The sequence below is a fragment of the Bradyrhizobium sp. HKCCYLS1011 genome (assembly GCF_051167795.1).
Classification (GTDB): domain Bacteria; phylum Pseudomonadota; class Alphaproteobacteria; order Rhizobiales; family Xanthobacteraceae; genus Bradyrhizobium.
Map to the genome: position 1 here is coordinate 287994 of NZ_JBNPTT010000011.1, position 19863 is coordinate 307856.

Sequence of the window (19863 nt, forward strand, 5' to 3'; positions counted from 1 at the left end):
AGCGACAGACTTTTTTCAGGCCCGGGTTTCCCCCGGATCTGCTCGTTTTCGTCGCTCAGACGGTGCGAAAGATCACAACGGCTGAGACAAGCGAAACCACGGTTGCGAGCCACAGGCTCGAAATGTCGAATCCTTCCTCGCCGATCGGCAAGGACGTAATAGTGTCGGTGCCGATCAGGCCGATCCACGCGAGGTGGATGACAGCGGCTAAAATCAGCGAAATGAACAGGCGGTCACCGCGCGTGGTCGGGATACGCAGGATCCCGATGCGCTCGGCTTCCGGATATGCCGCGGCAAGCCAAGTCATTACGGCCAGCGTGCAGGCAAGCGCGACGAAGAAAATCGCGGTCGGCAGCGTCCAGGCCATCCATGCAATGCTGTCCATGGCTTCAGTGCCTCCACGCAAAGAACATTGGAGAAGACTTGCGAGCGCTCACGCCGACCGCAGCGCGCCCCCTCTCCCATGGGGAGAGGGCCGGGGTGAGGGGGGCCGGTCTCTCGATCGAGCAGAGTCCCCTCACCCGGCTACTGACGCAGCCGACCTCTCCCCACCGGGGAGAGGTGACACCGAGTTCGGAGCGATGGAGCAGCTCGATCATGCCAGTCATCACACCCGTCCCAGCGCGAAGCCGCGCGCGATGTAGTTGCGGACGAACCAGATCACGAGCGCGCCGGGGATGATGGTCAGCACCCCGGCAGCCGCAAGCAGGCCCCAATCCATGCCGGCGGCCGAGACCGTGCGGGTCATGATCGCCGAGATCGGCTTGGCCTCCGTCGCCGTGAGCGTCCGCGCGAGCAACAATTCGACCCAGGAGAACATGAAGCAGAAGAACGCGGCGACGCCGATGCCGCTTGCGATCAGCGGCACCAGGATCTTGATGAAGAAGCGCGGGAAGGAATAGCCGTCGAGGAAGGCGGTTTCGTCGATCTCGCGCGGCACCGAGGAGACGAAGCCTTCGAGGATCCAGACCGCCAGCGGCACGTTGAAGATGCAGTGCGCCAGCGCCACCGCCCAAGGCGTATCGAACAGCCCGATCGCCGAATACAGGTTGAAGAACGGCAGCGCGTAGACCGCGGCCGGCGCCATGCGGTTCGACAGCAGCCAGAAGAACAGATGCTTGTCGCCGAGGAAGCGGTAGCGTGCGAAGGCGTAGGCCGCAGGCAGCGCCACCGCAATCGAGATCACGGTGTTGATGATGACGTATTTCAGCGAGTTGATATAGCCGGAATACCAGCTCTCATCGGTGAAGATGCGCATGTAGTTCGCGGCCGTCGGTTGATGCGGCCACAAGGTCATGGTCGAGACGATTTCGGTGTTGGTCTTGAAGCTCATGTTGACGAGCCAGTAGATCGGCAACAGCAGGAAGACCAGAAAGACCGTCATGATGATGCGGCGGCCCGGGATCGAATGCATCGCGCGCCTCACTTCTTCGCCGGCCGGCGCTCGGCGCCGGCATTGGTCATGATGGTGTAGAACACCCAGCAGACGATCAGGATGATCAGGTTGTAGACCAGCGACAGCGCCGCGGCCTTGCCGAGGTCGAACTGACCCAGCGCGATCTTGACCAGCTCGATCGAGATGAAGGTGGTGGAATTGCCGGGCCCGCCGCCGGTGACCACGAACGGCTCGGTGTAGATCATGAAGCTGTCCATGAAGCGGAGCAGCACGGCGATCAGCAGCACCCGGTGCATCTTCGGCAGCTGAATCGCGGTGAACACCGCCCAGCGCGAGGCGCCGTCGATCTGGGCTGCCTGGTAATAGGCATCCGGTATCGACTTCAGGCCGGCATAGCAGAGCAGCGCCACCAGGCTGGTCCAGTGCCAGACATCCATCACGATGACGGTCATCCAGGCGTCGAACTCATTGGACACGTAGTTGTAGTCGATGCCGATCCGGTTCAGCACGTACCCGAGCAGGCCAATATCCGGGCGGCCGAAGATCTGCCAGATGGTGCCGACGACGTTCCACGGAATCAAGAGCGGCAGGGCCAGCAGCACGAGGCAGAGAGCCACCGTCCAGCCCGCGCGCGGCATCGACAGCGCCACCACGATGCCGAGCGGCACCTCAATCGCCAGGATCACGGCGGAGAAGATCAGGTTGCGCCAGAGCGAAGCGAGAAAGCGGCCGCCGAGGTCGGTCGACGGATCGAGCAGCTCCTTGAACCAGCCGACGCCGTTCCAGAAGAACTGGTTGTTGCCGAAGGTGTCCTGCATCGAATAGTTCACCACCGTCATCAGCGGGATGATGGCGGAGAAGGCGACCAGCAGGAACACCGGCAATACCAGGAACCAGGCCTTGTTGTTGATGGTCTTTTCCATCAGGCGGCTCCCTCGACCAGATGGCTGTCGGCATAGACATGGACGTGCGACGGGTCGAACTTCAGCCCCACGGACGATCCCGAGGGCGCGAAGCCGGCCGGCACGCGCGCAGCGAATTTCACGTCCCCGACCCGCACCCGCGCGAAGCGGATGCGGCCGAGATCGTCGATCCGTTCGACATTGGCAGCGAGCAGCCCGGGCCCTGGCTCGGCGACGTCGACGAATTCGGGACGCACACCGATCTCGATCCTGGCTCCCGACGGCAGCGCGTCATAGCTGCGCGACAGGCTCAGCGTATGGCCGTCGATCCGCGCCTCGCGTCCCCTGACCTCGGCAGCCATGATGTTCATGCCCGGCGAGCCGATGAAATAGCCCACGAACGTATGCGCGGGCTTCTCGAACAGGTCGGCCGGCGCGCCGCTCTGCACCACCCGCCCGTCATGCATCACCACGACGGTGTCGGCGAAGGTCAGCGCCTCGGTCTGGTCATGGGTGACATAGATCATCGTGAGGTCGAGCTCGCGATGCAGCGCCTTCAATTTCGAGCGCAGCTGCCATTTCAGCTCGGGATCGATCACCGTCAGCGGCTCGTCGAACAGCACCGCCGCCACATCGGAGCGGACAAGGCCGCGGCCGAGCGAGATCTTCTGCTTGGCGTCGGCGGTCAGCCGCGTCGCCTTGCGGTCGAGATCCTGGGTCAGGTCCAACAGCCGCGCGATCTCCGCGACGCGCTTGTCGATCTCGGATCGCGGCACGCCGCGGTTCTTCAGCGGAAAGGCGAGGTTCTGCCCGACCGTCATGGTGTCGTAGATCACCGGGAACTGGAACACCTGCGCGATGTTGCGCTTTTGCGTGGTGAGATGGGTGATGTCCTGGCCGTCGAACAGGATCTTGCCGCGCGACGGCGTGAGGATGCCGGAGATCAGATTGAGCAGCGTGGTCTTGCCGCAGCCGGAAGGGCCAAGCAGCGCATAGGCCCCGCCCTGGCGCCAGGTCATCGTCACCGGCTTGAGCGCATAGCTTTCGACGTCGGTGCCGTTGCCACCGTAGGAATGAGCGAGATCGACGAGGTCAATGCGGGCCATGCGGCATCTCCCTCAGCTTGCCGGCGCCGCGACCAGCCGGTCGGCGGCATCGAAGACGAAGACATTGGCGGGATCGAGCACAGCGTCCAGCACCTCACCCGGTTCATACTCATGGACGCCGTGCAGTACGGCGACCCAATTGGTGTCGTCACGCGCCAGATGCACGAAGCTTTCCGAGCCCGTGATCTCCGTGACCTCCACGGTTGCGGCGAATGCGTGCCCGCTTTGGCTTGCGCCGGCCTTGGCAAGCCCGAGCTGATGCGGCCGGAAACCGACGCGATAGTCGCCGTCGGCAAGCGCGGCATAGAGCCCGGTGGCCGGCGCCGTGACGCCGCCGTCGTAATGCACGTTGCCGCCCCGCTTCTCGATGCCGACCGTATTCATCGGCGGGTCGGAAAACACCTGGCCGACGCGCAACGTCTCGGGCCGGCGATAGACGGTCGCGGTGTCACCGGCCTGCAGCGCCTTGCCTTCCCACATGCAGACGGTGCGGCCGCCGAGCAGCAGCGCCTCCGATGGCTCGGTGGTGGCATAGACGAAGATCGCGCCGGATGCTTCGAAGATGCGCGGCAGCTCCGCGCGCAACTCCTCGCGCAGCTTGTAGTCGAGATTGGCGAGCGGCTCGTCGAGCAGCACGAGATCGGCGCCCTTCACCAAGGCACGCGCAATCGCGGTGCGCTGCTGCTGGCCGCCGGAGAGCTGCAGCGGCGTGCGTTGCAGAAAAGGCTCGAGCCGCAGCAGCTTTGCCGCCTCGGCGACACGCTTCTCGATGACGTCGCGCGGCTTGCCCTGCACCCGCAAGGGCGAGGCGATATTCTCGTAGACGGTCAGCGAGGGATAGTTGATGAATTGCTGATACACCATGGCGACCGAGCGCTGCCGCACGTCGGCGCCGGTGACATCCTTGCCGTCGACCACCACGCGGCCGGTAGTCGGTTTGTCCAGCCCGGCGAGCAGACGCATGATCGAGGTCTTGCCCGACAGGGTCGGCCCGAGCAGCACGCTCAACGTGCCGCGCTGGAAGGTCAACGACACGTCGCGGATGGTTGGAATGCCGTCCACGACGCGCGTCACATGGTCGAGCACGACGCTCATGCGCGTCCTCCCGCCTCGCGCGCGGGCGCCACCACAGAGGCGCGGTTGACCGCGATCCAGTCGTCAAGCGTGGCGACCTCTCGCGCAGACAGCCGCAAACCAAGCTTCGATCGACGCCACACGATGTCCTCGGCTGTACACGCCCACTCTTCCGCCATCAGGTACCTGACTTCGCGCTCCGTCAAGCTCGCACCGAAATCCTGGCCGAGATCAGCTGATGTCGCGGCATTGCCGAGCATTTTGGCAGCGCGCGTTCCGTAGGCATGGGCCAGCCGGCGCGCATGTACCTCGGTGAGGAACGGATAGGTCTTGCGCAATTGCGCAATCAGGGACGAGACCGCAGCGACCCCCATGTCGCCACCGGGCAGCGGCGCCCGGCCGGTCCAGCCCTCTTTCGCCTTGCCGCCGTTCAGGTAGGGCGACAGGCGCTCCAGCGCCTCTTCCGAGAGCCGCCGATAGGTGGTGATCTTGCCGCCATAGATCGACAGCAGCGGCAGTCCCCCCGGCGTGTCGAGCTCGAACACATAGTCGCGCGTTGCGGCCTTGGCCTCGGACGCGCCGTCATCATAGAGCGGGCGCACGCCGGAGTAGGTCCAGACCACGTCTTCGGGCGTGACCTTCTTGGCAAGGTATTCGCCGACCGCGGCGCAGAGATAGCTGATCTCCTCGTCGGTCGCTTTCACCTTGGCCGGATCGCCCTGATAGTCGCGATCGGTGGTGCCGATCAGCGTGAAATCCTGCTGATAGGGAATCGCAAAGACGATGCGACCATCGGCGTTCTGGAAGATATAGGCCCGGTCGTGGTCATACAGCTTGGGAACCACGATGTGCGAGCCCTGCACCAGCCGCACCTTGGCCTTGGCATTGACGCCGGCGCCGCGCGCCAGCACCTCTTCGACCCACGGACCGCCGGCATTGACCAGGGCGCGCGCCTTGATGGTTTCGCGCTCGCCGGTCTCGGTGTTCTCGGCGGTGAGCTGCCAGACCCCGGCGCTCTGCCTGATTTCGGTGGCGCGGGTGCGGGTACGGATCACGGCGCCACGATCGGCGGCATCGCGGGCCGTCAGCACGACGAGGCGGGCATCGTCGACAAAGCAATCCGAATATTCGAAGCCGCGGGTATAGCGCGCGCGGATCAGCGGCTTGCCGACCTCATCCTTTGTCAGGTCGACGGAGCGCGTCGGCGGCAGCAGCTTGCGACCGCCGAGATGGTCGTAGAGGAACAGTCCGAGCCGCAGCAGCCAGGCCGGCCGCAAGCCCGCATGATGCGGCAACACAAACCGCAACGGGCTGATGATGTGAGGTGCGATCCGCCACAGGATTTCGCGCTCGATCAGCGCCTCGCGGACCAGACGAAACTCGTAATATTCGAGATAGCGCAAGCCGCCGTGCACGAGCTTGGTTGACCAGGACGAGGTCCCACTGGCCAAGTCGTTCATCTCACACAAGAAAACGGAGTTTCCGCGCCCTGCCGCATCGCGCGCGATGCCGCAGCCGTTGACGCCGCCTCCGACAATGGCGAGGTCGTAAATCCGCTCCAACCGACGTTCCCCCGACAATCGCCTTCACTCCGGCGATTTCACTTTCGTTTGCGACTTAAACACAAACGAAAGCGAAAGCAAACCAATTTCACGGGATTGTCGCGAACGTGGCGGAAACGAGCGCCACAGTCAGGCGCGGCGGAGAATGGTCGGCGATGCCTGCTCGGGCGCCTCGGCGCCCTCCTCCGGCTCGGAGGCCGGCATCGCGACATCGACCTGGATGCCGCGGCTGTGGCAGACGTTCGCGAGTCCGTCCGGCAGCGGCCGATCGGTCACGAAGGTCTGGATCTGGCTCATATGAGCGATCCGCACCGGCGCACTGCGGTGCAGCTTGGTGGAATCGGCCACCAGCATCACGCTGCGCGCGTTGGCGATGATGGCCTGCGCGACCTGGACCTCGCGATAGTCGAAGTCGAGCAGCGCGCCCTCCTCGTCGATCGCGGAGGCACCGATGATGGCGTAATCGACCTTGAACTGTCCGATCAACTGCGTCGCGGTCGAACCGACCACGCCGCCGTCCGAGCGGCGCACCGTGCCGCCGGCCACGATCACCTCGATGCGCGGATGGCGATAGAGCAGCATCGCCACGTTGAGGTTGTTGGTGATGACGAGCAGGTCCTGGTGCGAGGACAGCGCGCTCGCGACCTCCTCGGTGGTGGTGCCGATGTTGATGAAGAGCGAGCAGCCGTTCGGAATTCGCGCCGCGGCCGCCGCCCCGATCGCCTTCTTCTCTTCGGCCGCAACGAAGCGCCGCGCCTCGTAAGCGAGATTCTCGACGCCCGAGGCAATGATGGCGCCGCCGTGAATCCGGGTCAGTGCCCGCTGCTCGCAGAGATCATTCAGATCCTTGCGGATGGTCTGCGCGGAGACATCGAAACGGCGGGCGAGCTCTTCGACCATGACGCGGCCGGAGGCACGCGCCAGGTTGAGGATCTCGGTCTGACGTTGAGAGAGCACAGCCATGGCACGCCTCGTGGTGGGGTTGCCATGGTGAGACGGATTCACGTAAGCGTCAATGTAAGAGCGCGTGACTCAATCCCACGATCCCAGGAGCCACGACGCACGGGCGTCGTCACGGCGCAATCCGCCTCCTCATCGCGGGGAGAGGCAAAGCACCTTCAAGCCGCTGCGCTGAGTTCACCCTGAACGAGCCGCACCGCGGCGCGTTCGGCCTCGCGTGCATTGCGGAATAGCTGTCCTTCGAGTGGATTGAAACGATGCGACGCCGCGAAGAAGCGATAGCCACCGCGGTCGCGAACGACGATTCCTGCCGCCTGACCGCCGACCTCGATGATGTAGGTGTCCGACATTACCCAGTCCTTGAACTTCAGTCCGGGCCTATAACGGTGCATAAAGCTAGCGGTTCCAGTCACGTCACGCGGCAAAAACAAGCCGGATGGTCACGTCCCGTTGTCCGGGACTGGCGCGCCGATCACTTGTCCGCAACGACTCCGAAAACCGCGTCGTGCGGCCGATCACATGATGTCGGCGGAACTCGGCGGCAGATCGTCTCCACTTCGGCAATCGAACGAAGATTTCGCACCTGCGGAAAAACTCAACGGGTCTCGTCGCTCGACAGGCGCGGCGCACCGGACGAAGAGCGTCCGTGCATCAGGCTTTCCTGGTGCCTGCCAAGCAGCTCGTAGATCCGATGCAGGTCCTGCAGCATCGAGATCTGCTGCTCCCGGAACGCGCTCAGCTCGATTTCGTAGACATCAATCTTATTCTCGGCACGATGAAGCCGCTGCTGAAGTTTTTTGAGAACTTCCAAAGTCAGCTTATCGTTAATATCAGACATAATTCGACTCCACCGGTCTTAACTCCCGTCCCACTGCACTCGCCACGTATTCGCTGACCTCAGGCTCGAACCGCAATTAGCGGCGGCACCGGCGGGCGTCATCGAGCGGGACCCAGCTTTGCGTTGCGGCTCTCACGCGCGATCCACCTGAAACAAAATCACGACTAATGCACCACAAGCTCTCATCGTACTAACGCCACAACTATTCGTCGGCAATACGGCAACCGAATGGCGACGCCCTCATATGACTAACGAAGGACACGCGCCCTGGACAGGCTACCGCGTGGCTACAATCATCATCGTACGTGACACGGCAATTCTTGCCGAGTGATTCTTGCCTACCGGAATCGGCGTTCGCTATTCTTGTGCCGTTGCACGCCCGCCTTCCTAACAGATCATGACACGTCAGCCTTCGAACGCGAATAACTTGTGACATCACGAATGAGGGAACAACGCTCCTCACGACGACGCACGTGAATCGGGCTTCGCCTAAGTCATGATGGGCGCACCGTCGCGCTTGATCGCCTGTGGGCGACCGTCATCATCGATCGAGACGTAGGTGAAGTTGCCATCGGTCACCAGAATCGGCTGCTCTTCCCTGCGACGGAGCACCCAGGCTTCGAGATGCACGGTCATCGAGGTGCGCCCGCCCCGAACCAGATTGGCGTAGACCGAGACCAGATCGCCGACATAGACAGCTTTACGAAAATTCATCGCTTCGATTGCAACTGTAACCGTGCGCGACTTCGCGACCTTGGATGCAAATACACCGCCGCCGACGTCCATCTGGCTCAACAGCCAGCCGCCGAAAATGTCACCATTGGCGTTGGTGTCGGCCGGCATCGCCAGCGTCCGGATGCAGAGATCGCCGCGCGGCTCGCTCGATGTCGCCGATGCGGCGTGAACAGAAGCGTCTGTCACTTGAAAGTCTCCCAGCCGGCATCGGGCGTGAACCGATCGCCGAATTTCTGCGCCAGATTGCGCAAGGTGGTCACGACGTCCTCGATGCCGCGCATGCGCGCGTAGTTCAAGGGGCCACCGCGAAACGGTGCATAACCCGTGCCGAAAATCATCGCGCCGTCCACGCTATCAGCGTTGTCCACAATCCCCTCATGCAGCGCAGCGACGCAGACGTTTGAGATCGGCAGGATTAGCCGATCAATCATCTCCTGCGACGGTTCTCGCTCAATCACCTGGCTCGCGATGCGCTCGGGCTTGCCGTCTCGCCAGGTATAGAAGCCCTTGCCGGTCTTACGACCGAGCTCGCCTTTTGCCACCTTCTCGCGCAGCCAGGCGGGCGTCGGCGGCAGCGCATCGCCGAATTTCGCCCGCAACATGTCACCGACGTCGAGGCAGATGTCGAGCCCGACTTGGTCGGCAAGTTCGACCGGCCCCATCGGCATACCGAATTTGCGCGCGGCGTTGTCGATGACCGCCTGGTCGATCTTCTCGTCGAGCAGCACCATCGCCTCGAGCATGTAAGGCGTCAGCGCGCGATTGACGAGAAAGCCGGGCGAGCTCTTCACGGACAGGGGCAGGCGGTCGATGGCGCCGACAAAGGCGCGCGCGCGGCTGAACAAAGTGGCGTCGGTGCCGTCGTGTGCGACCACCTCCACGAGCTGCAGCCGCGACACCGGGTTGAAGAAATGCAAGCCCACGAGGTGTTCCGGCCGTTGCAGGCCGACGCGCAACTCCTGCAGCGGAATGCTCGACGTGTTGGTGGCGAGGATCGCGTCGCGCTTCATCCGCGGCTCGATCGTGGCATAGACCTTCTGCTTCAACTCGAGCTTCTCCGGCACCGCTTCGATGACGAGGTCGGCATTGCGGACACCCTCGCCCGCCAGGTCCGGGATCAGGCGGTCGAGCGCGTCGCGGACCTCGGTGGCTTTTCGGATGGTCTTCTTGAACAGATCGGCGGCGCGCTTGATTGCGGCTGCGATCGGTTCCGGCTTCATGTCGGCGAGCGTGACACGCAGGCCCTGGCTGGTGCACCAGGCCGCGATGTCACCGCCCATCGCGCCGGCGCCGATCACATGGACGTGCTCGATCCCATGGCCGCTGCCTGCGCTCTTTTTCATCTGCTCGCGCAGGAAGAACACGCGGATCAGGTTCTGCGCGGTCGGGCTCACCATCAGCTCGGCAAACGAGGTCTGCTCAGCCCTGAGCATCGCGACCTTGTCGCCGCCATGCCGCTCCCAGAGATCGATCAGCGCGTAAGGCGCAGGATAGTGCTGGCGCGGCGCGGCCTTCTCCGCTTCGCGCCGCATGCGATTGGCAAGAAGCCCGCGGGCCGGGGCCGCGTTGAGAAGATTGTTCAGCAGGCCGGGCTGGGCGCGCTTCAAACGCCCGAACACGGCATCCTTCACCGCGCCCCGGACATGCCGTTCCTGCGTCACGGCGTCGACGAGACCGAGCGATTTCGCCCGGCGCGCATCGATGGTCTTCCCGGTCAGCATCAGGCTCATCGCCTCCGCCGGGTTGATCAACAGCGGGAAGCGCGCGGTGCCGCCGAGCCCCGGATGCAAGCCGAGCATCACCTCGGGGAAACCGAACCGCGCATCGTCGATGGCGATCCGCGACTGGCAGGCGAGCGCCACCTCCAGGCCGCCGCCGAGGCAGAAGCCGTGGATCACGGCCACTGTCGGGATGCGCAAGGCCTCGAGCCGGTCGACCACCGCATGCGCGCGCAGCATCTCGATGCCAACAGCGCGCGCGTCATTCGCGCCACGGAAGGCATTGACGTCGGCGCCGGCGATGAACCCGGACGCTTTCGCGGAGCGGATGACGAGCCCGGCCGGCCGATGCGTCTCCAGCTCGGTCAGGACACGGTCGAACTCCTCCAGCACATCGGCGGACAAGGTGTTGGCGCTGGTGCCGGCACGGTCGAACAAGAGCCAGGCGATGCCGTCGTCATCGCGGGTCAGCTTGAAATTTGTGTACGGAGATGCCGGATCCGGCACAGGTCCCAGCTCGCGCACGCGGTCGCTGAGCACATCCATGATTTGCGATTTGATCATCACACTGCCTCGATCAGCATGGCGCCACCGAGCCCACCGCCGATACATTCGGTCGCAACGCCCCGTCGCGTGCCGAGCCGCTTCATCGCGTTGACCAGATGCAGCACGATCCGGTTGCCTGACGTGCCCACGGGATGGCCGAGGCTGATCGCGCCCCCATCGACGTTGAGCCTGGCGCGATCGATTGCGCCGGCCGCGCCATCGAGCCCGAGCACCTCGCGGCAGAACCGCTCATCCTGCCAGGCGGCGAGACAGCCCAACACCTGGGTCGCAAAGGCCTCGTTCAGCTCCCAGGTTTCGACGTCGGCCAAAGAGAGATTGTTGCGCTTCAACAGCGCAGTCGCCGACAGCACCGGACCGAGCCCCATGATCGAGGGATCGAGCGCCGACCACTGGCTATCCAGGATGGCCGCCTTCGGCGACAGCCCGTGTCTGGCCACCGCGTCTTCCGACGCCAGGATCACCCAGGACGCGCCGTCGGTAATCTGCGAGGAATTGCCGGCCGTCACCTGGCCCCAGGGCCGCTCGAACACCGGACGCAGCTTTGCCAGCGACTCCGGGGTCGAGTCCGGCCGCACGCCGTCGTCATGGTCGTAGAATTGGCCGTCGCGCGCGAACGCGGTCTCGACCTCGCTCTTGAGCCAGCCTTCGGCTTGCGCACGGGCGAGGCGGCGGTGGCTTTCGGCGGCATACTCATCGGACTGCGCGCGCGTGATGCCGAAGAGATGGCCGACCTTCTCCGCGGTCTGTCCCATGTTGAGCTCGGTGACGGGATCGGTGAGCCCGCGCTCGAGCCCAATGATCGGCTTGAAGTCGCTTGGCCGCGCCTTCAAGACTGCGGCGATCTTGGCGACCAACGTCTTGGCGGCCGCAAGCCCTGCAAACCAGCGCACACCCTGCTGTGGCCACACCAGAGGCGCATGGCTCAAGGCTTCCGCGCCGCCGGCGAGGATCAGATCGGCGTGACCCTCGCGGATATAGCGAAAAGCGGTGTCGATCGACTGCATGCCGGAGCCGCAATTGATCTGCATGGTGAAGGCGACCATCCGCTCCCCCATGCCGAGGCGGAGCGCGGCGACGCGGGCCGGATTCATCTCGTCGGCGATGACGTTGACGCAGCCGAGGATCACCTGGTCGAACGCATCCGGTGCGAAGGGCTGGCGTGCCAGCAGCGGACGTCCGCATTGCACCGCGAGATCGACCGGCGTGAACGGCCCGGGACCGGAGCGCGCCTTGAGGAACGGCGTCCGGCTGCCGTCGACGATGTAGACCGCACGCGCCATCAGCCTGCCACCCTGCGTTTGCCACGTTGTTGAGAAAACCGGCGCATGTCGGCCGGCATGCTGATGAAATCGCGTCGAAACGAGTTCATGACAGTGTCCCTCATGACAGTGTCCCTTGACAGTGTCCCTTGGCGATGTCCTTCGGACGGTGTTCTCTGGAGGTGTCACGGCCCCGGCCCGAGCCATTTTAGCGCAAAGCGCGGCGGTTCAGGTGACACTTCACATCAGAATCGAGCGAGGTTGTGGGCGCAACCGATTTGACTGCCAGCGGAAAACAGCGTTCCGCAATGCAGGACGCGCCTCGCCGAGCCCACTCTTGGAGTGCGGCGCCTAATCCGGCCGCACCATCTCGAACATGGCCTCAGGTCGGATTTCGAAATAGTCGCCGCGGCGGCCGGCGCGCACGATCGGGCGCGCCTGCGCCGTCTGGTAGACGCCGTCCTTGATCAGGGACTTGTCGATGTGAACCGCGACGACCTCGCCGAACGTGACCCAGGCATTGACCTTCTTGCCGTCGGCGCCTTGCAGCTGGACGATCTGGGTCAGCTTGCATTCGAAGGCGACCGGGCTTTCGCCGACCCGCGGCACGCTGACGAGCTTGCACGGCGCCGGCGTGAGGCCTGCGAGCTCGAACTCGCTGATATCGCGCGCGACATGCGCCGCCGTCGCATTCATCTGGGTCGCGAGCGCGCGGGTCGCCAGATTCCAGACGAACTCGCCGGTGTCCTGGATATTCTCGACGGAGTCCTTCCAGTTCGTCGACGAAAAGCCAATGATCGGCGGGGTATAGCAGAAACCGTTGAAGAAGCTGTAGGGCGCGAGATTGACGTGGCCATCCTTGTCGCGCGAGGAGATCCAGCCGATCGGACGCGGTGCGATGATGGCGTTGAAGGGATCGTGCTTGAGGCCGTGGCCGTTCTTCGGTTCGTAGAAATGCAGATCCTGTTCGGTCACGCCGGTCTTCCCCTTCAATGATTGTCGTCATTCCAGGACGCCTCGAAGAGGCGAACCCGGAATGACCGGGGAAACTAGACCGTAGGGTCCTTCGAACCAAGCCCGGCCAGGACGAAATCGATCATTTGATCGATGGTCGGACCCGGCTTCCGTTCGCATTGGGCGATCATCTGCGGGTGGAAGAAGCGCATCATCGCTGTCGTGGCGCACATCGCCGTGAGCGGCAGGTCGGCAGGGCGGAATTCACCGGAGGCCATGCCCTGCCCGATCACCCGGGCGATGATCTCGGTGATCAGCAGCATATGCGCCTCGCAGACCTCCCAGCTCTCCTCCATGGCAACCGCGACCATCTCGTGCAGCTTGGCGTCGCCGACATAGCGCTCGGCATTCATGACATGAATGGTGGCGAGCAGCTCGCGCAGGCGCGGCACGACCGGTCCCGACCGCGCGGCAATCTCTTCCGCCGCCACCTCGACCTGGCCCATCAGAGTGCGCGCCACCCCCTGATGAATCGCCCTCTTCGAGTCGAAGAAGCGATAGACATTCGCCGGGCTCATATGGAGCTCCTTGGCGATGTCGGCGACCGTGGTCTTCTGGTAGCCGATCTGCCGGAACAGTCGCTCCGCCACCACGAGAATCCGCTCGCGCGTATCGGGTTCGACATGGTCGGAAACCAGCGTCATGCCTGCAATCACTCTCCTCTGCCCGGCTCCAGCTATTCAGCAGTAGTTATTCAGCAGCCTGGGCGAGCGGAATGGACACCTCCGCATGCCGCTCATGCTGCGCCGCAGGATCGGTCAGACCTTCCGTCCCACGCTGATCGAGGCTCTTGCGGAACCAGAGAGCATACAACCCTGGCAAGTACAAGAGCGTGAGGAAGGTTGCAACAAACAAGCCGCCCATGATGGTGATCGCCATCGGACCCCAGAAGGCCGAGCGCGACAGCGGGATCATCGCCAGGATTGCAGCGAGCGCGGTCAGCACCACCGGACGCGCGCGGCGCACCGTAGCCTCGATGATCGCCTCTTTACGGGTCAGGCCATGGCTGACGTCGGTCTCGATCTGATCGACCAGGATCACGGTGTTGCGCATGATCATGCCGGCCAGCGCGATCAGGCCGAGCAGCGCCACGAAGCCGAACGGCGCGTTGGCGACGTTGAGCCCGAGCGACGCGCCGACGATCCCGAGCGGCGCGGTCAGGAACACCAGGGTCAGCCGCGAAAAGCTTTGCAGCTGAATCATCAGCAGCGTCAGCATCACCGCGACCATCAGCGGGAACAGCACGAAGATCGAGGCATTGCCCTTGGCGGATTCCTCGAACGCGCCGCCCGCCTCGATCCGGTAAGCCGGCTCGAGATGCGCGCGGATCTCAGCAAGCTTCGGCCATATCTGATTGGTCACGTCGGGCGCCTGCACGCCATCGGCGACGTCGGAGCGCACGGTGATGGCCATGTCGCGGTTGCGCCGCCACAGGATCGGCTCCTCATGCGCATACTCGATCTTGGCGATCTGCTGCAGCGGCACCGCCACGCCATTGCGCGAGGTGATGGTGAGGTCACCGACATGGGCGAGGTCGAGCCGCTCGGACGGCACCGCGCGGGCGATGACGCCGACCTTCTCGATTCCGTCGCGGATGGTCGTGACCTGCACACCCGAGATCAGCATCGCCAGCGACTGCGAGACGTCCTGCGGCGTCAGCCCGAGCGCACGGGCGCGATCCTGGTCGACGACCAGCTTCAAGTAAGGAGACTGCTCGTTCCAGTCGAGCTGGGGATCGCGGACATTCGGGTTCTGGCGCATCACGTCGCGCACCTGGTAGGCGATGTCCCGCACCTTCCCGGTATCCGGGCCGATGACGCGGAACTGCACGGGGAAGCCGACCGGCGGACCGAAATTGAAGCGGTCGACGCGGACGCGAGCCTCGTTGATCGCGCCATTGGCGGCGGCATTCTCGATCTTCGCCTTGATCCGTTCGCGTGCGGCGACGTCCTTGGCGACGATCACGATCTCGGCGAAGGCCTCGTTCGGCAGCTGCGGATTGAGGCCGAGCCAGAAGCGCGGCGAGCCCTGGCCGACATAGGCCGTATAGGTCGCGATGTCCTTGTCATCCTTGAGCAGCGCCTCCGCCTTCTTCGCCGCCTTTTCAGTCACGTTGAAAGCCGTGCCCTCCGGCAGCCGGAGCTGCAGGAACAGCTCGGGCCGCTCCGAGAGCGGGAAGAACTGCTGCTGGACATGGCCGAAAGCCACGATCGAGGCGACGAACACGCCGACGGTCGCGGCAACCGTGGTGATGCGGTGGTCGACGCACCAGCGCACGATACGGCGCAAGGCCCGATACATCCGGGTGTCGTAGATCGCGTGCTCATCATGACCGTGATGGGCCTTCATGTCGGGCAGCAGCTTCACGCCGATATAGGGCGTGAAGATCACCGCGACGAACCAGGACGCCACCAGCGCGATCGCAACGATCCAGAAGATGCTGCCGGCATATTCGCCGACCGCCGAATTGGCGAAGCCGATCGGCAGGAAGCCGGCCGCCGTGACCAGCGTTCCCGTCAGCATCGGGAACGCCGTGGACTCCCAGGCAAAGGACGCGGCGCGCATGCGGTCCCAGCCCTGCTCCATCTTCACCACCATCATCTCGACCGCGATGATGGCGTCATCGACCAAGAGGCCGAGCGCGATGATGAGGGCACCGAGAGAGATGCGGTGCAGGTCGAGCCCCATCGCGTTCATGACGACAAAGACGATGCCGAGCACCAACGGCACGGACAGCGCGACCACGATGCCGGTGCGCCATCCCAGCGCCAGGAACGAGACGAACAGCACGATGACGAGCGCCTCGATGAAAGAGTGCACGAACTCGCCGACGGCATGCTCGACCACCTTGGGCTGGTCGGCGATCTGCTCGATCTCGATGCCCTGCGGCACGGCCTTCATGAAATCGTCGGCCGCAGCATGCACGTCCTTGCCGAGCTCCAGGATGTTGGCGCCCTTGGCGGTGACGACGCCGATGCCGAGCGCAGGCTTGCCCTCCTGGCTCACCTTGAAGCTCGGCGGATCGACATAGCCATGGGTGACGGTGGCGATGTCGCCGAGCCGGAACACGCGGCCATTGCTTTCGACCGGCGTCTCGGCCACGGCCTTGGCACCGTCGAGCGCACCGGTGACGCGCAGCGGCACCCGCTGCGCATTGGTCTCGACCGTGCCGGCCGGGGTTACGTTGTTCTGCTTGGCGAGCGAGTCGAACAGCGCCTGCGGCGTGATGCCGAGTGTGGCCAGCTTGGCATGGCTGAACTCGACATAGATGCGCTCGTCCTGGGTGCCGTAGAGATTGACCTTGGTAACGCCGTTCACCTTCAACAGCCGCTGCCGCAGGCCCTCGGCAACCTTCTTCAGCTGCGCGTAGTCGGCGCCGTCGCCGGTCATCATGAACAGGATGGCATCGACGTCGGAGAACTCGTCATTGACGAAAGGCCCGAGAATTCCCGACGGCAACGACGCCTGGACGTCGTCGAGCTTCTTGCGCAACAGATAGAACAGATGCGGCACGTCCTTCGGCGGCGTGGAGTCGCGGAAGGTGACCTGCAGCGCGGCAAAGGACGGCTTCGAATAGGTCTGCACCTTCTCGAAATAAGGCAGTTCCTGCAGCTTCTTCTCGATGGGATCGGCGACCTGGCTCTGCATCTCGGCAGCCGTGGCGCCCGGCCACATCACCGAGACGTTCACCACCTTCACCGTGAAGAACGGATCCTCGGCACGGCCGAGCTTCTGATAGGAGAAGAAGCCCATCAGGCCGAGCGCGAGGATCAAAAACAGCACCAGCGGCGGATGGCTGACCGCCCAGGCCGAGAGATTGAACCGCTTCATGGCTGCTCTCCGATTAGTCTGTTGCCGCTTGCGAGACTGCTTGTTGAAGATCGTCATTCCGGGATGGTCCGAAGGACCAGACCCGGAATCTCGAGGTTCCGGGTTCGATGCTCCGCGTCGCCCCGGAACGACGGTGAACTAAAATGACAGGGCCGAGACGACCCGCACCTTCTGGGTGGGATCGATCTTCTGCACGCCGAGGGCGACGACCTTCTCGCCCTCGTCGACGCCGCCGGTGACCAGCACGTCGTTGCTCTCGTAGGACTTCACCGTCACCGGCTTCAGGGCAACCTGGCCTTTGTCGTCGACGACATAGAAGGACGGCTCGCGGCCTTCGCTGAACAGCGCCGAGAGCGGCAGCCGCGCCACACGCGTGGTGGCGGGATCAGCCAGGGTCAGCGTCGCGGTCATGCCGAGCGAGACGTTGTCATCGGCATCCGGCAGCGAGAATTTGGCGAGATAGGTGCGCGTGGCGGCGTCGGCCGCGGGCGCGATCTCGCGCAAGCGCGCCGTATATTTCTTGTCGGGGTCCGACCACAGGGTGACATAGGCGGTGCCGGTCTTGGCGCGCTCGAGCAGCGTTTCGGGGATCGCCACCACCGCTTCCTTCTCGGCAAAGCGCGCGACACGGATGGCCGCCTGGCCGGAGGCCACGACGACACCGGGCTCGATCATGGTCGCCGTGACCACGCCGCGGGCGTCGGATTCCAGCGTCGCGTAGGACAGCGAGTTCTTGGTCAGCTCGACCGAGCGTTCGGCACGGTTGAGCCGCGCACGCGCCTCGTCGGCTGACGCGCTTGCCTGATCCAGTTGTGCATCCGTGGTCCAGCCGCGGGACCGCAGCTCCTTGGCGCGGGTCTCGGCGGCGGCGGCCTGGGCCAGCACGCCGGTGGCGGCGCGGAACTCGGCTTCGGCCTGCTCGGCCTGCAGCTTCAGGTCGACCTCATCGAGCGTGGCGAGCGGCTGGCCAACCTCGACCTTCTGGCCGACCTCGACCAGGCGCTTGGCGACCTTGCCGGCGACCCGGAAGCCGATGTCGGCCTCGATCCGCGGCCTGATGGTGCCGACGAAGCTCCGCTCCGGCGTTTCGGCCTCATAGTGGACGGTCGCGACCAGCACCGGCCGGGTCGGTTCGGCCTTTTGGGCCACGGTATCGTTGCAGCCGGCCAGGGCAATCGTGCCTGCCGCCAGCGCGACGCCGGTCAACAGCCTGGAATAGCTGAGAAAAAACGAGCGGAGCAGCATCGGACACTCCATTGTTGCAGTTGCAATAGAGTGTCGATTGTCGACTGACGAATGTCAATAATCGTCACTGATCATGACTTCGTGAACGTTAAGACATGTTGCCGCAGGCAACGGTGTTAAAATACTCCTGATAGGATGACCGTCATTCCGGGGCGACGCGCCAGCGTCGAACCCGGAATCTCGAGCTTGTTTTGCGCGACCATCCACGTCGAGATTCCGGATTCGGTCGCGTCGCGACCGCCCCGGAATGACGAGCGAGGTTCACTCCGCCGGCGTCTGCCCTGCGAATTCGATCTTGCTCTCGTGGCCGCCCAGGAAGGTGAGCACCCCCGCAATCAAGGGCAGCACCGCGAGCGCGAGCAGCCCGTTGGCGGTCGAACCGGTGGTGTCCTTCATCCAGCCGATCAGATACGGCCCGCCGAAGCCAGCGAGATTGCCGATCGAATTGATCAGCGCGATCGCGCCGGCCGCGGCCGTCCCCGACAGCCACGCGGTCGGCAGCGTCCAGAACACGCCGAAGACGCAGAACACCCCGATCGCGGCGACCGTCAGCACCACCATCGTCAGAGTGGGATCGGTGAGATAACTCGACAACGCCAGCGCGGCTGCGATCAGAATCAGCGGCGCACCGACATGAAACACGCGCTCCCGCGTCGCATCCGAATGCCGCGCCCACAGGATCATCGCCACCGTGCCGAACAGATAGGGGATCGCGGTGACGAAGCCGGTCTGCGCATTGGTGAGGCCGAACGCCTTGACGATCTGCGGCAGCCAGAACTGCATGCCGTAGAGGGCGCCGACGAAGCCGAAATAGATCAGGCTCAGCATGATGACCTTGGGCGAGGACAACGCCTCGCCCAAGGTCATGTGGCGGGCTGCCTGCTTGGCGGCGATCTCGGCATCGAGCCGCGCGCCAAGCCACGCCTTCTGCTCGGCCGAAAGCCAGGTGGCGTGCTCAGGCCTGTCGGTGAGATAGAACCAGGTGACCACGCCGAGCAGAATCGACGGGATGCCCTCGAGGATGAACAGCCACTGCCAGCCCTGCAGGCCCATGACGCCGTCGAGCCCGAGCAACAGACCCGAGATCGGCGCGCCGATCACGGTCGAGATCGGCACCGCCACCGCGAACGCCGCCAGGAAGCGCGCACGATACTGGGCCGGATACCAATAGGTCAGATAGAGGATGATGCCGGGAAAGAAGCCGGCCTCGGCCACGCCAAGCAGGAAGCGCAGGGTGTAGAAGCTCCAGACCCCGGACACGGTCGCCATCAGCGCGGAAATGATGCCCCAGGTCACCATGATGCGCGCGATCCAACGGCTGGCGCCGAACCGCTCCAGCGCCAGGTTGCTCGGCACCTCGAAGATGAAATAGCCGATGAAGAAGATGCCGGCGCCCCAGGAGAAGATCAGCGGCGTGAACTTCAATTCCGCATTCATGGTGAGCGCGGCGAAACCGAGATTGACGCGGTCGAGATAGGAGAAGAAATAGGCGAGCACCAGGAACGGAATCAGCCGCCAGGAGATGGCCCGGATGGTCGAGGTCTCGATGTCGCTGGCGCGCTCGCGCGCGACGGAGGTGGTGGCGGACAGGCCCATGGCGCTTCTCCCGGACTATTCTTGTTGCTCAATTGCAACCGGGTTTTCAGCATTGCCGGA

At 64.2% G+C, this 19863-nt stretch carries 17 protein-coding genes; all 17 read right to left on the bottom strand.

Going from position 1 to position 19863, the window contains the following annotated elements; genetic code table 11:
• Positions 1 to 55 precede the first annotated feature (55 nt).
• Positions 56 to 385, bottom strand: coding sequence for a DUF2160 domain-containing protein (locus ACQR1W_RS32575; RefSeq protein ID WP_434854600.1), 330 nt, complete (start codon positions 383 to 385; stop codon positions 56 to 58).
• Positions 386 to 607: 222 nt separating this feature from the next.
• Positions 608 to 1414 carry a carbohydrate ABC transporter permease gene (locus ACQR1W_RS32580; protein ID WP_008973481.1) on the bottom strand — a complete coding sequence of 269 codons (807 nt, stop codon included), beginning with the start codon at positions 1412 to 1414 and terminating at the stop codon, positions 608 to 610.
• 8 nt (positions 1415 to 1422) lie between these two features.
• Positions 1423 to 2319, bottom strand: a complete 897-nt coding sequence (locus tag ACQR1W_RS32585; protein WP_434854601.1) for a carbohydrate ABC transporter permease — start codon at positions 2317 to 2319, stop codon at positions 1423 to 1425.
• Complete coding sequence (locus ACQR1W_RS32590; RefSeq protein WP_008973479.1) at positions 2319 to 3404, bottom strand: ABC transporter ATP-binding protein; 1086 nt, start codon at positions 3402 to 3404, stop codon at positions 2319 to 2321. Before ACQR1W_RS32590 ends, ACQR1W_RS32585 begins: the two co-directional genes overlap by 1 nt.
• 12 nt (positions 3405 to 3416) lie before the next feature.
• Entirely contained in the window at positions 3417 to 4499 is a 1083-nt protein-coding gene (locus tag ACQR1W_RS32595; protein WP_434854602.1) for an ABC transporter ATP-binding protein, read from the bottom strand.
• Complete coding sequence (gene glpD, locus ACQR1W_RS32600) at positions 4496 to 6040, bottom strand: glycerol-3-phosphate dehydrogenase (protein ID WP_434854603.1); 1545 nt, start codon at positions 6038 to 6040, stop codon at positions 4496 to 4498. The genes ACQR1W_RS32595 and glpD overlap by 4 nt, the downstream gene beginning before the upstream one ends.
• 129 nt (positions 6041 to 6169) lie before the next feature.
• Positions 6170 to 7003 (bottom strand): DeoR/GlpR family DNA-binding transcription regulator, encoded by an 834-nt coding sequence (locus tag ACQR1W_RS32605; RefSeq protein ID WP_434854604.1) that lies wholly within the window; start codon positions 7001 to 7003, stop codon positions 6170 to 6172.
• Positions 7004 to 7158: 155 nt separating this feature from the next.
• Positions 7159 to 7350 carry a hypothetical protein gene (locus ACQR1W_RS32610; RefSeq protein ID WP_008973475.1) on the bottom strand — a complete coding sequence of 64 codons (192 nt, stop codon included), beginning with the start codon at positions 7348 to 7350 and terminating at the stop codon, positions 7159 to 7161.
• 245 nt (positions 7351 to 7595) lie between these two features.
• Positions 7596 to 7838, bottom strand: a complete 243-nt coding sequence (locus tag ACQR1W_RS32615) for a hypothetical protein (RefSeq protein WP_434854605.1) — start codon at positions 7836 to 7838, stop codon at positions 7596 to 7598.
• A gap of 489 nt (positions 7839 to 8327) precedes the next feature.
• On the bottom strand, positions 8328 to 8759 hold the full coding sequence (locus ACQR1W_RS32620) for an acyl-CoA thioesterase (protein ID WP_434854606.1): 432 nt from the start codon (positions 8757 to 8759) through the stop codon (positions 8328 to 8330).
• Complete coding sequence (locus tag ACQR1W_RS32625) at positions 8756 to 10855, bottom strand: 3-hydroxyacyl-CoA dehydrogenase NAD-binding domain-containing protein (RefSeq protein ID WP_434854607.1); 2100 nt, start codon at positions 10853 to 10855, stop codon at positions 8756 to 8758. Before ACQR1W_RS32625 ends, ACQR1W_RS32620 begins: the two co-directional genes overlap by 4 nt.
• A complete protein-coding gene (locus ACQR1W_RS32630; RefSeq protein WP_434854608.1) occupies positions 10855 to 12138 on the bottom strand; it encodes an acetyl-CoA C-acetyltransferase in 1284 nt (427 codons plus the stop codon). The genes ACQR1W_RS32625 and ACQR1W_RS32630 overlap by 1 nt, the downstream gene beginning before the upstream one ends.
• A gap of 330 nt (positions 12139 to 12468) precedes the next feature.
• Positions 12469 to 13092 (bottom strand): flavin reductase family protein, encoded by a 624-nt coding sequence (locus ACQR1W_RS32635; protein ID WP_434854609.1) that lies wholly within the window; start codon positions 13090 to 13092, stop codon positions 12469 to 12471.
• Positions 13093 to 13166: 74 nt separating this feature from the next.
• Entirely contained in the window at positions 13167 to 13775 is a 609-nt protein-coding gene (locus ACQR1W_RS32640; RefSeq protein ID WP_434854610.1) for a TetR/AcrR family transcriptional regulator, read from the bottom strand.
• A gap of 46 nt (positions 13776 to 13821) precedes the next feature.
• On the bottom strand, positions 13822 to 16962 hold the full coding sequence (locus ACQR1W_RS32645; RefSeq protein WP_434854611.1) for an efflux RND transporter permease subunit: 3141 nt from the start codon (positions 16960 to 16962) through the stop codon (positions 13822 to 13824).
• Between the two features lie 138 nt (positions 16963 to 17100).
• Positions 17101 to 18207: an efflux RND transporter periplasmic adaptor subunit gene (locus ACQR1W_RS32650; protein WP_434854612.1), complete on the bottom strand. Its 1107-nt coding sequence runs from the start codon at positions 18205 to 18207 to the stop codon at positions 17101 to 17103.
• Between the two features lie 261 nt (positions 18208 to 18468).
• Complete coding sequence (locus ACQR1W_RS32655; protein WP_434854625.1) at positions 18469 to 19797, bottom strand: MFS transporter; 1329 nt, start codon at positions 19795 to 19797, stop codon at positions 18469 to 18471.
• Positions 19798 to 19863 lie beyond the last annotated feature (66 nt).